Genomic DNA, 14,586 nt, shown 5'->3' with positions numbered 1-14,586 from the left:
CACGATGCTCTACCGTCGTCGCATCGTTTTTGCGGAAAACCGGTTCCCACTTTTCCGCACGATGCTCCAGCCGTCGCATCGTTTTTTGCGGAAAACCGGTTCCCACTTTTCCGCACGATGCTCTAAAGCCGCCCGATGAACGATCCAGCCAGCATCCGCCGTCTCTACGGCCGCGCCAAGGGCCATAAATTGCGTCAGGGCCAGGCGCAGCTCGTCGAGGAATTGCTGCCCGCGCTGAGCGTGCCAGAGACCGGCGACGTCACCGCGACGGGGCTGTTCGGCGATAATCGCCCGCTCCATTTCGAGATCGGCTTCGGATCGGGCGAGCATCTCGCCTATCGCGCGGACCTGCTGCCCGATCACGGCTTTATCGGCTGCGAACCCTTTCTGAACGGCGTGGTCGGCGCGCTGATGCACATCCGCGACGGCCGTCTCCCCAATGTCCGCCTGCATATGGGCGATGCGCTCGACGTGCTGGAACGCGTGCCGGACGGTGCGCTGCGCTTCGTCTATCTGCTCCATCCCGATCCCTGGCCCAAGGCCCGCCATGCCAAGCGCCGGATGATGAATCACGGCCCGCTCGACCTGATTGCAAGAAAACTCCAGCCGGGCGGCGAATTCCGGCTCGGCACCGACGACCCGACCTATTGCCGCTGGTCGATGATGGTGATGAACCAGCGCCGCGATTTCGAATGGCTGGCCAAGGAGGCGAAGGATTTCCTCGTCCGCCCCAGCGGCTGGCCCGAAACCCGCTACGAAGCCAAGGCCCGCCGCAAGGGTCATGAGGTCTGGTACTTCAGATACCAGCGAGTCTGACGCTGATATGCGATCCCGACGATGCCGACGCATCCGGGATCGATCCGCTCAGGCGCCGCGCGGGCCTGATCCGGGTCTCGACGGGGCGAACCCACCGAGACCGGATCAGGGCTTCAGCTTCGTCGAACCCCAGAATCCTTCGGGAAACGTGGTCAGCCGCTCCAGCCCCGCACGGCGGATCGCCAGATCCGCCTCGCGCTGCGCCGTCAGCAGCGCCTGTTCCTCGTCGATGGTCAGCACCTTGCGGTCGCGCATCAGCACGCGGCCGTCGACCAGCACCGTCGCGACATCGGCGCCATTGGCGAAATAGACCATGCGATGGACGGGCATGTTCATCGGCACGAGATGGGGCTTGAACCAGTCGACCAGAATGATGTCGGCCTTCTTGCCGGGTTCGAGCGAGCCGATCTCCTTTTCCAGGCCCAGCGCCCGCGCCGCATCGACCGTCGCCATTTCCAGCACCTTGCCCGCCGGCAGCACGTTGGAATCATGGAAGTAGAAGCGATGATAGCGCGTCGCCTGAAACATGTGGCGGAACATGTCGTAGCTTCGGTCCGGCGCGACGCCGTCGGATCCGAGCATGACCGTGGCCCCCGCGTCGATCAGTTCGGTCGTCGGATTGCGGCCGTACATCGAGAAGATCGCGCTGGGATTGTGCGAGATGCGCGTCCCCGTCGACGCGATCAGCTTGATCTCCTCATCGGTCAGGCTGGTCGCGTGCGAGAAGATCGCATCCGGGCCGAGCAGCCCGAGTTCGTCATTGGCGAATTTGACGGTGCCGCGCGTGTGGCCGTCCTGCAGGAACAGCACATGGTGGCGCTTCGACAGGTCCCGCGCCGTCCGCGCCTCGCGCTTCACCGCTTCGAGCGCCGCGCCTTCCAGCTTCGGATCCGGGCTGATCGTCGGATAGGCGACCGCCATGTTCACACGCCCTCCGGCCGCGCCATGCCATTTGCGGATCAGCGTCTCGGCCACCGCGATCTGCTGGTCGAAGGATCGTTCGACATCCCTGCGCGCCTCGCCGTCCCATTCGGTGAATCTGCTGGGATAGGGGCCCCGGCGCGGCCCGACGCCCAGGAACCAGCGTAGGCCGATCGCCTCGATCGCGCCCAGATAGGCATCGCCATATCCGGGATCATCGACGCGATAGACATCCGATCCGCCGCCGAAGACGTTGACCGAGGTGGTCACGCCGGACTTCAAACGCTCCAGCCCGGCGAGCAGCGCGTCCGCTCTCCAGAAATCGGCCGTCGAGCCATGAGCGTACATCCGCTCGACGGCTTCGTTCCAATCGGCGCTGTCGGCGCCCAGCGACTTGAACATCGCATGGCCGGCATGGCCATGGCCGTCGATCAGCCCCGGCATCACCACCTTGCGACGCGCATCGATCACCGTGCGCGGGCGGAAGCGCGCGCGCAGTTCCGCCGTGGTTCCGACCGCGACGATCCGGTTTCCGACGATCGCCACGGCGCCATCCTCGATCACGCGCCGCGCGGGATCCATGGTGACGAGCGTGCCCTGCGCGATCAGGATATCGGCAACCTCGCGGGCCGGCGCGCGCGCCTGCGCCATACCATCCGGCAGGACCAGGCCGGCCACCGCCAGCGCGCAGGCCGCCGCCAGGCGCGGGATCGCCCGGCCGAATTTCGCGATCCCGGCTCGAATCCAGGCGATCTCCGGCACGGTCCCCTCCTCCTTTTACCTCATTCGACGAGCGTCATCTTCGCAACCGTCGTACGCCGGATCTCCTGTTCGGTGAACGGTGCGCGGTGCCACGCCTTGCGCGCATAGGCGCGCGTATAGTCGCGATACCAGGGCGATGCGGGATCGGTCGATTGCGACGGCACTTCCAGCGTATAGGGCACCACGCCCTTGTCGTCGAAGCCGACGACCTGGATATAGCTGTTGCCATGGCCGCCCACGACCGGCCCTTCCTCCGTGATCTGGGTGCAGGCGATCGCGAAATAGCCCAGCGGGCCGCAGCCGCCCGCGATCGGAATCTTCGTGCCGTCGGCATCGGTCAGATATTGATAGGCGGAGCGCGGCGCATCGAGGGGCACTCCGCTGCGCTCGATCACGCGCACCGCGGCGGCGAAAGCCTGCTCGATGGCCGGCAACTCCACGCGCAGCCCGCGCGGCGTTTCCAGCGGACGCGCGGGATCGAAGGGCACGCTGTAGCGCGTCTCGGACGGGATGGCCTTCATCTCCTCCCAGAAGCGATCCCAGATATGCGCACCGACCGAATCGGCATTGCCGCGCCGATCCCATTTCGCGAGGACGCCACAGGCCTTCGACACATCCACATCGGCTGCGGGATCGGCCAGCCGGATGCTTTGTTTGCGGCACGGCCCCTCCAGCACCGCATCGAGGAACAGTTCGGCACTCAGCACACGGTTGTTGAGCGTGATGTCCCGAAGCGACTCACTGGTGATGCCGTGTCCCGCAAGGCCATCGGCGCCCGCGAACCGATCCTGCACCAGGCGATGCCCCATCCGCGTACGCAGCGATTGTTCATAATCGACCGCGCCGATGATCGTGGGATAGCCGGTCAGCGGCGCCTTGGGATTGGCCAGCCAATAGCTGTCGTTCATGTTCGCCACATAGTCGCGGCGTTCGATCGACGGCAGTTTCGATACGCCCAGCGCGCCGGGCTGCGGCGTATCCGCGTCCACATCCCACTCGCAGTCCGAACGCGAGCCGTCGAGCGTCGCCTTGGCGACGCCGCAGGCCGCGCGCTTGGCATCGCTGACATTGGGCACGGTGCCGATATCGGCATACCAGGCGCGATTATCGTTGCGCCCCACCGCGACCGTGTTCACCCAGGGGATCGCGACCTCCTCGCGCTGGATGCGGATGAAATCGTCGAGATTCTTCGCCTGATCCAGGCGCAGCCAGTTGCGGTAGAGACGGAAATTCTCGGCATTGACGTCGCGGATCGTCACCGCCTCCGTGCCCGTCCAGCCCGTCGCCAGCATCGATCCATAATGTGAACGATACAGCGTGCGCGTAACGGCGCGCAGGCTGCCGTCCTCCGCCTTCACCTGCACGGTGATCGGCCGCGACGTCATCCGCCGGACCTTGCCGTCATAGAGATAGGCGGTGGGGTCGCCGTCGACGAGCTTGAGCTTGTAGAGCGTGAAGCGCGACGCGGTGGAGACGGTATGGCTCCACGCCACGTCGCGGTTGAAACCGACCTGCACCACCGGCACGCCGACGATCGAGACGCCCTGCACGTCGATCTTGCCGGGTATCTTCAGATGGACCTGCTGGAAGCGGTCGACGCTTTTCCAGTACCAGTGCGGATTGCCGAGCAGCAGCCCGTGCTTGCTCCCCGTCGCCTCGCTGCCGAAGCCGAACATGTTGCTGCCGAAATCGGGATCGCGTTCCGAGGGCAGCGTCCAGGCGAGCTGCTGCGGGCGTTGCCGCTCCGCCGTCGCCGCGCCCGCCTTCGCCGGCGGCTGCGCGCCGCCGATCGCCTCGATGAAATTGATCGAGCTGGCGGTGAGCGACAGCGCATAGAGGCGGCGATAGATATCCTCCGCCGACGCGGCGGTCAGCCATGGGGCATCGCGGCAATCGGCATGGCGGCCGGCATGGCCGCCGCCGCGCACCTCGCCGGCATAGCGGCTGTAACCGGCGGCATAACCGGCGATCAGCGCATCGAGATCGGCCGGCTGCGCGCCGCGGAAACGCGCGATCTGCGCATCGTCGGCAACCTGGCGAAAGAAGAAATCGGATTCGAGATTGACCGGCGTCCCCAGCGTGCCGCCCTTGGGCCGGCGACCGTCGCCACCGAAATAACGCGACCGTTCGCCTCGGAAGGTGACGAAGGCGTCGGCGAGGATGCAGAGATTGTCCTCCGCCGCGACATAGCCATAGCCGTAGCCCAGCCCGCGCCAGTCGCGCGCGGTGATATGCGGAATGCCGAAGCTCGTCCGAACGATCGAAACGCCCGGCTGACGCGCAAGCGCGGGTTGGGAAACCATGGCTGTCGCAAGCGCGAACAGCGTGGCGAGCGAACGGCGGACTGCCTGGGGCATGGGATGCATTCCCCGGATAGATCAGACGCCCCGAAAATTGTAAATCGGCAACAATACCGAAAAGCCGGCCTGGCGGACGGCTTGGCCCGGCTCGCTATTTGAGCGCGCTCAACGCCGCCGAGCCCTCCATGCAATCCCTGGGTTCGGCAGGCCCGCGCACCGGCGGCCGATATGCCGGTACGCTGACGGCCACGCCGATCCGCCGGGGCCGGAAGATATCGGGTCCATAACCCGCGCAACGGGCGAAGAGATCGAGCATCTGCGGCGGCGTGTCATAGGCCTCGTAAGAGAGGCGGAAAGTGCCCCAATGGATGGGCAGGCCGAACGACGCGCCCAATGCGGAAAACACCTCCACCGCCTCGCGCGGGCCGATATGGCTGCCCGTCTTCATCTGGCCCGGCTCGAAGCGGAAGGCGCCGATCGGCAGGATCGCGAGGCGGACGGGGCCGAGCTTCGCCGCCTCGCCGGGCCATTTCATGTCACCGGGACCGGTATCGCCCGCGAAGAAGATATTGCCGCCCGGCAGGGTGACGGTGAAGCTGGACCAGAGCGCACGGTTGCGATCGGTGCCCCAGCGGCTGCCCCAATGATGGTTGCGCGTCACCACGACATCGATGCCGGGCTTCAGCGTCAGCCGCCCGCCCCAGTCGAGCGCGATCGCCTCGGCGCCGGCGCCGCGAATCAGCGTGTCATTGCCCAGGCTCGTCACGATCCTCGGCCGGTCGCGATCCCACAGCCGTTTAAGCGTCGCGAGATCCATATGGTCGTAATGATTGTGGCTGACGACGATCAGGTCGATCTTCGGCAGGTCCTGGAACCGGATGCCAGGCGGCGCGATGCGCCTGGGGCCGATCCGGTCGAACGGCCCCGCCACATCGGCCCAGATCGGATCGGTCAGGATGTTGAGCCCCTGGGTCTGGACGAGCATCGTGGCATGGCCGACCCAGGTCGCGACCATCGCATCGCCCTCCACCCGCGCCGCCGGCTTCGTCTGCGCCACGGCAATCCCGAGCGGCCAGGCGGGGCGATCGTCGCTGCCGAACACCCAGCGAAACAGGAAGCCGCTGCGCCCGCCGCCGGTGGGCGGGCGAACGGTGTCCTCGCCATCGGGATTGAAGAAGCGGGCGCCGTCGAAATGATCGCTCGCCGCCCCCCGATAATAGATGCGATCGAGGAACGGCGGCACGATGGTGATCGCGAGGCACGCCGCGATTGCGGCGAACCATAGGACCGTGACCAACGCCTTGAGCAGCCGCGCGCTTCGCATAATCTCTCCGGATATCGAGCCGGCCGATGCATAGAGCGGTTCCGGGGCGGATGGAATCACCCGCCGGCTCGAAAATCACGGTAACCGGCAGCGAACCTCAGCCACTTCAACCGGTTGACATGCAACCATATGGTTGCCTAATTGCATCGATGACCGATATCTTCCGTGCGCTGGCCGACGAAAGCCGGCGCGAACTTCTCGATCGCCTCTTCGCCGATAACGGCCAGACGCTCAGCGCTCTCTGCACCGATCTGGCGATGTCGCGCCAGGCGGTTTCGAAACACCTGGCCGTGCTGGAAGCGGCCAACCTCGTCGCGGTCCGTCGACGCGGGCGGGAAAAGCTCCACTATCTCAATCCGGTGCCGCTCGCGCAGATCGTCCGGCGCTGGATCGGCAAGTTCGGCGATGTCCGGCTGCAGACGCTGCTGGATGTCGCCGAAGAACGGAAACCGAAGCGGCGTCGCAAACCGCCGGCTCAATCGGGGGCCGGCAGCCCCAGCAACTCGTAAGGCACGCCATAGTCCGCGGGCCAGCCTGCCCAGCCGACATCGGTGGGCGCGATCATCCATGCCCTGATGGTCCAGCCGGTTTTGCGGCGTTCGAGCAGCGCGTGGATGGTATCGCCGTCGAGCAACCCTTCGCGCGCGGCCTCGGCCTGGCTGGTCCTCGCCATGTCGATGCGCCCGCCCGACGGCGTCCGGGGATCGACCACCGCGTGACCCCAGCGGCCCTGCACGCGCAACGTCCTGACGATGAAGCGGCTGGGCTGGCCCAATTCGCGGTCGACCGCCTTGTGCAGCGCATCCAGCATCATCGCCCGCTGCGGATCGCCGATCGCGATATCGCGCGGCGCCTCGCGCGCCTGCCCGTTCGGGTTCGACGATCGCGCCTGCACCTGCGCCATCGGCAAACCCAGCCCCAGCACCACCGCCATGATCGCCGGCCGCATCGTCGTCACCGCACCGATCCGCCAAGCGCCAGCACCACGCCCAGCACTACCAGCCCGAGCCCGGCGACTTCGCTGCCGCGCAGCCGTTCGCGCAGATAGAAATGCGCGAAGCCCAGCGTGAAGACCATCTCCACCTGACCGACGATCCGGACGAGCGCGACCGGTGCGGTGGCGAAGCCGGTGAACCAGCAGGCGGAGCCGAGCGCGGACAACAGCCCGACCTGGCCGGAAACCCGCCAGCTCGCGAACACCGCGCGCACCTGGCTGCGTTCGCGCCAGAACAGCCAGCCACCCTGCATGAGCGTCTGAAGCGCGATCGTCACCACCAGCGCCGACAGCGCGGAGCGGATCGGATCGTCGGTCGCGATCTCGGCGGTCGAGCGCCGTACCGCGACGGCGGTGAGCGCGAAGAACAGGCCGGAAGCGATGCCGTAGCGCGCGGCGGGCTGGCCGAGCGCGCGCAGCAGCTCGCCCGACGCCATCCTTTTGCCCCCGGTCGACAGGATCATCACCCCGATCACGCCGGCCACGATCCCGGCCCAGGCGAGCAGGCTCAACCGCTCGCCGAGCAACAGCATCGACAGCAGCGCACCCTGCACCGCCTCGGTCTTCGAATAGGCGGTGCCGACAACGAAATTGCGCTGCTCGAACGCCATCAGCAGCAAATTCGTCGCCACGATCTGCGCCAATCCCGCCGCCGCGCAAAATGGGACGAACAGCATCCCCATCGCCGGAATGGGCGCCGGCGCGATCAGGAACTGGTAGAAGCAGGCGATCGCGATCGCGAAGGGCAGCCCGTAAAGATAGCGCACCAGTCCGGCGGCGTTCAGCGACAGCGTCTGGCTCACCCGCCGCTGCACCGCCGTCCGCCACGCCTGGAGCACTCCGCCGATCAATGTCGCGGGCAGCCAGATGGGGGAGGTGATCAAGTCGGGATTCCGAGTGACATGAGCATCGTACCTCCCCTCCACCACGCCGCTTCGCGTCGTGGCCTCCCTCCCCATCTAACGATGGGGAGGAGAAATCCGGATCAAACCCCTTCGAGCAGCTTTTCCTTGCGGATCTTGTCCTGCCAGACGAGCGGGGCGAGGTGGTGGACGCTCTGGCCCTCGGCATCGACGGCCACCGTCACCGGCATGTCCTGCACCTCGAACTCGTAGATCGCTTCCATGCCGAGATCGTGGAAACCGACGACCTTGGAGCCCTTGATCGCCTTGGCGACCAGATACGCAGCACCACCGACCGCCATCAGATAGGCGGACTTGTGCTCGCGGATCGCGTCGATCGCCATGGGGCCGCGCTCGGCCTTGCCCACCATCGCGAGCAGCCCCTGCTCCAGCATCATGCGCGTGAACTTGTCCATGCGCGTCGCGGTCGTGGGACCCGCGGGGCCGACGATCTCCTCGCCCACCGGATCGACGGGGCCGACATAATAGATGACGCGCCCGGCAAACTCGACGGGCAGCGGCTCGCCCTTGGCCAGCATGTCCTGGATGCGCTTGTGCGCGGCATCGCGGCCGGTGAGCATCTTGCCGTTGAGCAGCAGCCGGTCACCATGCTTCCAGCTCTGCACCACGTCCGGCGTCAGCGTGTCGAGATCGACGCGGATGGCTTCCTTGCTCGGCGTCCAGTTGACGTCGGGCCATTCGGACAGCTTGGGCGGCTCGAGATAGGCCGGCCCCGATCCGTCGAGCGTGAAATGCGCATGGCGCGTGGCCGCGCAATTGGGGATCATCGCGATCGGCTTGGACGCGGCATGAGTCGGCCAATCCATGATCTTGACGTCGAGGATCGTCGAAAGCCCGCCCAGCCCCTGCGCGCCGATGCCCAGCGCATTGACCTTGTCGTAGATCTCGATGCGCAGTTCCTCGATCCTGTTCCGGGGGCCACGCGCCTTGAGCTGGCTCATGTCGATCGCGCCCATCAGCGATTCCTTGGCAAGCAGCGCGGCCTTTTCGGCGGTGCCGCCGATGCCGATGCCGAGCATGCCCGGCGGGCACCAGCCCGCGCCCATCTGCGGCACCATTTCCAGCACCCAGTCGACGATCGAGTCGGAGGGGTTGAGCATCTTGAACTTGGACTTGTTCTCGCTGCCGCCGCCCTTGGCCGCGACGTCGACCGAAATCTTGTTGCCCGGCACCATCTCGACATGGAGAACGGACGGCGTGTTGTCCCTGGTGTTCACGCGGCTGAAGGCCGGATCGGCGAGGATCGATGCGCGCAGCGGATTTTCGGGATTGCGATAGGCGCGGCGCACGCCCTCGTCGATCACCTCCTGCAAAGACTTGTCCGATTCCAGCCGGCAATCCTGGCCCCATTTGACGAACACAGTGACGATGCCGGTATCCTGGCAGATCGGGCGATGCCCCTCCGCGCACATGCGGCTGTTGGTCAGGATCTGCGCGATCGCGTCCTTCGCGGCGGGCGAGACCTCCGCCTCATAGGCGGCGCCGAGCGCGCGGATATAATCCATCGGGTGGTAATAGGAGATGAACTGGAGCGCGTCGGCCACGCTCTCGATCAGGTCGGCTTCCTTGATGACGGTCATTCGGTGTTTCCCTGCGGGCGGAGTCGCGTCCCCTTATCGCGCTCCGCCGCAGGTGGGAATGGCCGGGTTGCACATCGCGCCGGCGACGTGCCTTATACGCGATCTCGAAGATGCTGACGCATCCTCGACCGGTTCGCTCAAGCGCCGCGCGGGCTGATACCGGGGCTCGACGAGTCAGGCTCATCGAGACCCGGCATCAATCCCGGTCGGGGGCGCCCAGCGGGAAATAGGATCGATAGGGCCGCGCCTCGTCCAAGGCGCGCGCGAAGCTCGGCCGTTCGATCAGCCGCTGGCGATAGGCGCGGACATTGGCGAATTCCTCCGGGATGGCATAGGTCCAGTCGGCATAGAAAAGCTGCGGCGCCGCCGCGCAATCGGCCAGGCTGAAATCGCCCGCCGCCCATTCGCGCCCCGCCATATGGCCGTCGAGCCAGCGATAGGCCTTGTCGAACATCACATGCGCCTCCGCCACGGCGTGCGGATCGCGCGCGGCTTCGTCGCGCAGCGCATTGTAGACGATCTTCTGCTGCGGGCTGGCGATGTAATTGTCGAAGAAGCGATCCATGGTGCGGACCAGGATCGCGGCATCGCGATCTTCCGGGATCAGCCGCACCGGACCGGCATGGTGGACGTCGAGATATTCGATGATCATCGTCGCCTCCGGCACGACGCGATCGCCCTCGCGCAGCACCGGAAAGCGGCCGAGCGGCCAGATCCGCGCCAGTTCCTCACCCACGCCCTCATCCTCCAGCATGCGATAGATGAAGGGAATGTCGTTCTCGAACAGCGCGATCAGCGCCTTCTGGCAATAAGAGGAAAAAGGATGCGAGAAGAGTTCGAGAGCCATGACGCCACCTGCCTTTTCATGCTCGTGCCGGAAGGCGGATAGATGAACCACTTGCAATTTGCAAGCAGATGGCCCGCCATCTGCCGGACCCGGCCCGATCGCATTTTATTTTGCCGGTATTGAAAGAAGACGAGGCGTGCGCGCGACTAACAGGCAGACAACCGTTCGGGAGGACGCCAATGATCAGAAACCCTCGTCTGCGCCGTGGCCTCATCATCGCCGCCGGCGCCGTCATCCTGTCCGCCTGGGCCATGGTCGCCGCGACGATATGGCTGTTCGAACCAAGCGTCGCGCTGCGAACCGGGATCGTGCTGGCGGCGGCGCTGCTCACTGAAGCGATCTTCTGGCTGGGCGCCGCTTATCTGGGGGTTACCATGTTCGATCGGTTCCGTATCTGGCGGCGCAAACCGCGCGGCGGAAAAAGCTGAGGCTTTGGATCCTCGATCCATTTTGCCGCTTTACACTTGTCTCTGTGAGGATATGATTTTCTGATCAGAGAATAATAGCGGGGATGGATAATGGGGAAGCTGAAGCGCGTTCTGGCCCTGGGAGCGCGCTATGTGCTCCTGCCTCTGCTGGCGGTACTTATCGTCACCATCGCGACATCGCTTCTCATCCGGTCCATCGCGCGCGAAAACAATTATGCCGGCGGCATCATCATGTCGCCGCGCGGCATCGACCAGAAACTCTATGTGCGGCTGAACGGCGCGCGCCAATGGGTGACGATCCGTGGGCAGGACCGCGACAATCCCGTGCTGCTCTATCTCCATGGCGGCCCGGGCGGCGTGATCAGCGGGGTCTCCTATTCCTTCCAGCGCCCCTGGGAGGAGTATTTCACCGTGGTCCAATGGGACCAGCGCGGCTTCGGCCGCTCGGCGATCGACGGAGAGGCGCTGCGCGGCACGGTCACGCGTGCCCAGCTCGTCGACGACGCGATCGCGCTGATCGAGCATCTGCGCCGCAAATTCCATCAGCGGCGGATCATCCTGGTCGGGCATAGCTGGGGTTCGCTGCTGGGCGCGGAAGTGGCGCGCCGCCGTCCGGACCTGCTCCATGCCTATGTCGGCTTCGGCCAGGTCACCGGCTGGGAAAGCAATTTCGTCGCTTCGCGCGAAGCGATCCGGCGCATCGCCGAGCGGCGCGGCGATTCGGCGCTGGCGGCGGAGGTCGTGGCGATGGGCGATCCACCCCCGGGACGGGACGTCGAAGCGTTCAGCGCATGGATGGCCAAGGTCCAGCACCCGATCCTGCCGCTGCGCGGCGCGATCCACAATGCGCGCGGCGGCGGAGACATCGTGCGCTGGACGCTGCTGACCGCGCTGGCATCACCGGACATGGGGCTGGGCGAGATCGTCACGATGCTGGGCGATTCGGAAGAATGGCGGGTACCGCTGCTGCGCTCGGCGGCCGGCTGGGATTTCCGCCGCACGCTCGGCACGCGCTTCGCCGTCCCGGTGATCTTCGTCTCCGGCCGATACGACCTGCAGGCACCCACCGAGGCCGCCGCGGCGCTCTCCGCCGAGATCTGCTCGCCCTATACCGAGATGGTGGTGATCGACGATGCCGCCCATTATCTGGTGAACGAACAGCCCGGTCAGGTGCTCGGCGCCTTGCGCGACAAGGCGCTGCCCTTCGCGAAGGGCCAGGTTCCCGCCGGCGGTCGCCGCTGCGACGACGCCCCGGCCGCACCATGACCGATCGGTGACGGACCGATGACAAGCCGGCGACCGATCGATGACCCCCAAGGGTCCGATCGGTCCGATCCGGCCAGATCCCGGTAAAATATTTTTGTTCCTCGTCCGTTCCCTTGCCTTTTCGGAAGGCAAGGAAACTCCGCGCGTCGCGCGTCCACCTCGTTTCGCCGCTGCTGTGAACCGAGTCATATGAGCGACGAACCGAGTCTCCGAACCGTCATTTACCGTCTTGCATCACGGGCCGGATGCGGCACTATTGATGGTGTGAATCTAGGGGGCTGGGCACAAGAACTGGTAGAACCGCCAACGCGACACCATATCGCGACACACGGTTTCGCCATGTCATGAACGAGGGAATCGCGCGAATTTCGCGTCCCGCCGCCCCTGGAAAGATGCTATTCTGGGGGCTTGCCCCCGAGTCGAACGGATCGGGAACGGGAGCGCGTATATCATGGACTTCAGAGATACCCGGGAAGAGAGCAGCAGCGACGTGTCAACAACCGTAACCGAAGCACCGACCAAGCCCGCCGCCAAGGCGGAGGACAAGGCCGTCGACGGCAAGAACGCCGCGATCGACAGCAAGACGGTGCTGCCCCTGCCCTTCCCCGTCGAGGTCGATCACGCGCGCGACGCGCTGTTGACCGATTTCGGCAAGGAAACGCTGCGCGACCGCTATCTGCTGCCCGGCGAAAGCTATCAGGATCTCTTCGTGCGCGTCGCATCGGCCTATGCCGACGATGCCGCGCACGCGCAGCGCGTCTACGACTATATCTCGCGCCTGTGGTTCATGCCCGCCACCCCCGTGCTCTCGAACGGCGGCACCGGGCGCGGCCTGCCCATTTCCTGCTATCTCAACTCGGTGGACGACAGCCTGAACGGCATCGTCAACACCTGGAACGAGAATGTGTGGCTGGCCAGCCGCGGCGGCGGCATCGGCACCTATTGGGGCAGCGTGCGCGGCATCGGCGAGCCCGTCGGCCTCAATGGCAAGACCAGCGGCATCATCCCCTTCGTCCGCGTGATGGATTCGCTGACCCTCGCCATCTCGCAGGGCTCGCTGCGCCGTGGATCGGCGGCGGTCTATCTCGATATCTCGCATCCCGAGATCGAGGAGTTCCTGGAAATCCGCAAACCCTCGGGCGATTTCAACCGCAAGGCGCTCAATCTCCATCACGGCGTGCTGCTGTCCGACGCCTTCATGGAAGCGGTGCGCGACGGCGCCGAATGGGTGCTGCGCAGCCCCAAGGACCAGTCGGAGCGCGCCCGCGTCGACGCCCGCGCACTGTTCCAGAAGCTGGTCGAAACGCGGCTGGCGACCGGCGAGCCCTATATCGTGTTCGGCGACACGGTGAACCGCACCATGCCCAAGCATCATCGCGATCTGGGCCTGAAGGTCTCGACCTCGAATCTCTGTTCCGAGATCACGCTGCCCACCGGCACCGACCATCTCGGCAATGATCGCACCGCGGTCTGCTGCCTCTCCAGCCTCAACCTCGAGACCTGGGACCAGTGGAACGGCGACAAGCAGTTCATCGAGGATATCATGCGTTTCCTCGACAATGTGCTGTCGGACTATATCGCCCGCGCGCCCGACGAGATGGCGCGCGCCAAGTACAGCGCCGAGCGCGAGCGTTCGGTCGGCCTGGGCGTGATGGGCTTCCACAGCTTCCTCCAGGCGCGCGGCCTGCCCTTCGAAGGGGCGATGGCCAAGAGCTGGAACATGCGCATGTTCAAGCACATCAGCGCGCAGGTGAACGAAGCGTCGATGAACCTGGCGGTCGAGCGCGGCCCCTGCCCCGACGCCGCCGACATGGGCGTGATGGAGCGTTTCTCGTGCAAGATGGCGATCGCGCCGACCGCGTCGATCAGCATCATCTGCGGCGGCACCTCAGCCTGCATCGAGCCGATCCCGGCCAACATCTATACGCACAAGACGCTGTCCGGCAGCTTCTCGATCCGCAATCCCTATCTGGAAAAGCTGCTCAGCGAGAAATCGAAGAACAGCGAAGCGGTATGGAACTCGATCCTGGAACGCGGCGGTTCGGTCCAGCATCTCGATTTCCTCTCGCAGGAGGAGAAGGACACCTACAAGACCAGCTTCGAGATCGACCAGCGCTGGCTGATCGAACTGGCGGCGGATCGCACCCCCTATATCGACCAGTCGGCTTCGCTGAACCTGTTCATCCCCGCCGATGTCGAGAAATGGGATCTGCTGATGCTCCATTTCCGCGCCTGGGAACTGGGCATCAAGTCGCTCTATTATCTCCGCTCGAAGAGCGTGCAGCGCGCGGGCTTCGCGGGCGGCGTCGAAGCGGACAACACCATCGACCTCAAGCAGATCGAGGTCGAGGTGAAGGATTATGACGAGTGCCTGGCCTGCCAGTGATGGATCGCTGATGCGAGGGGTGCTTTGGCGCCCCGCCGA

General features: G+C 65.5%; 12 protein-coding genes. 5 read left to right on the top strand and 7 right to left on the bottom strand.

The window, feature by feature from the left end:
* Nucleotides 1-135: 135 nt before the first annotated feature.
* Entirely contained in the window at nt 136-816 is a 681-nt protein-coding gene (gene trmB / locus K7G82_RS08600; RefSeq protein WP_222989437.1) for a tRNA (guanine(46)-N(7))-methyltransferase TrmB, read from the top strand.
* Between the two features lie 105 nt (nt 817-921).
* Here trmB and K7G82_RS08595 read toward each other — a convergent pair whose 3' ends face one another.
* The 3 genes from K7G82_RS08595 to K7G82_RS08585 form a co-directional block, all read right to left on the bottom strand.
* Nucleotides 922-2,499 carry an amidohydrolase family protein gene (locus tag K7G82_RS08595; protein ID WP_222989436.1) on the bottom strand — a complete coding sequence of 526 codons (1,578 nt, stop codon included), beginning with the start codon at nt 2,497-2,499 and terminating at the stop codon, nt 922-924.
* 20 nt (nt 2,500-2,519) lie between these two features.
* Nucleotides 2,520-4,856 carry a penicillin acylase family protein gene (locus K7G82_RS08590; RefSeq protein WP_222989435.1) on the bottom strand — a complete coding sequence of 779 codons (2,337 nt, stop codon included), beginning with the start codon at nt 4,854-4,856 and terminating at the stop codon, nt 2,520-2,522.
* Nucleotides 4,857-4,950: 94 nt separating this feature from the next.
* Nucleotides 4,951-6,123 (bottom strand): MBL fold metallo-hydrolase, encoded by a 1,173-nt coding sequence (locus K7G82_RS08585; RefSeq protein WP_222989434.1) that lies wholly within the window; start codon nt 6,121-6,123, stop codon nt 4,951-4,953.
* A gap of 50 nt (nt 6,124-6,173) precedes the next feature.
* Between K7G82_RS08585 and K7G82_RS08580 the strand changes: the two genes are divergently transcribed.
* Nucleotides 6,174-6,632 (top strand): ArsR/SmtB family transcription factor, encoded by a 459-nt coding sequence (locus K7G82_RS08580; protein WP_246623383.1) that lies wholly within the window; start codon nt 6,174-6,176, stop codon nt 6,630-6,632.
* Here the strand turns inward: K7G82_RS08580 and K7G82_RS08575 are convergent.
* The 4 genes from K7G82_RS08575 to K7G82_RS08560 all read right to left on the bottom strand — a co-directional run bounded on the left by K7G82_RS08575 (nt 6,599) and on the right by K7G82_RS08560 (nt 10,467).
* On the bottom strand, nt 6,599-7,081 hold the full coding sequence (locus K7G82_RS08575; RefSeq protein WP_222989433.1) for a hypothetical protein: 483 nt from the start codon (nt 7,079-7,081) through the stop codon (nt 6,599-6,601). The two genes, K7G82_RS08580 and K7G82_RS08575, sit on opposite strands and share 34 nt — an antisense overlap.
* Entirely contained in the window at nt 7,078-8,001 is a 924-nt protein-coding gene (locus tag K7G82_RS08570; RefSeq protein WP_222989432.1) for an EamA family transporter, read from the bottom strand. The genes K7G82_RS08575 and K7G82_RS08570 overlap by 4 nt, the downstream gene beginning before the upstream one ends.
* A 101-nt stretch (nt 8,002-8,102) precedes the next feature.
* Nucleotides 8,103-9,620, bottom strand: coding sequence for a fumarate hydratase (locus K7G82_RS08565; RefSeq protein WP_222989431.1), 1,518 nt, complete (start codon nt 9,618-9,620; stop codon nt 8,103-8,105).
* Nucleotides 9,621-9,816: 196 nt separating this feature from the next.
* On the bottom strand, nt 9,817-10,467 hold the full coding sequence (locus K7G82_RS08560; protein ID WP_222989430.1) for a glutathione S-transferase family protein: 651 nt from the start codon (nt 10,465-10,467) through the stop codon (nt 9,817-9,819).
* Between the two features lie 179 nt (nt 10,468-10,646).
* Here K7G82_RS08560 and K7G82_RS08555 point away from each other — a divergent pair, with 179 nt between their 5' ends.
* From K7G82_RS08555 to K7G82_RS08545, 3 genes are all read left to right on the top strand, one after another.
* Nucleotides 10,647-10,895, top strand: coding sequence for a hypothetical protein (locus K7G82_RS08555; RefSeq protein WP_222989429.1), 249 nt, complete (start codon nt 10,647-10,649; stop codon nt 10,893-10,895).
* A 90-nt stretch (nt 10,896-10,985) separates the two neighbouring features.
* The gene (locus tag K7G82_RS08550) at nt 10,986-12,161 is read left to right on the top strand and encodes an alpha/beta fold hydrolase (RefSeq protein WP_222989428.1); all 1,176 of its coding nucleotides are present in this window, start codon (nt 10,986-10,988) and stop codon (nt 12,159-12,161) included.
* A 451-nt stretch (nt 12,162-12,612) separates the two neighbouring features.
* The gene (locus K7G82_RS08545; protein ID WP_222989427.1) at nt 12,613-14,547 is read left to right on the top strand and encodes a ribonucleoside-diphosphate reductase subunit alpha; all 1,935 of its coding nucleotides are present in this window, start codon (nt 12,613-12,615) and stop codon (nt 14,545-14,547) included.
* Nucleotides 14,548-14,586: the final 39 nt, after the last annotated feature.

Origin of the sequence: Sphingomonas colocasiae (assembly GCF_019880585.1) — a bacterium.
GTDB classification, from domain to species: Bacteria; Pseudomonadota; Alphaproteobacteria; order Sphingomonadales; family Sphingomonadaceae; genus Sphingobium_A; species Sphingobium_A colocasiae.
Note: the sequence above shows the minus strand (reverse complement) of the source record. Positions and strands in the feature narration are given on the sequence as shown.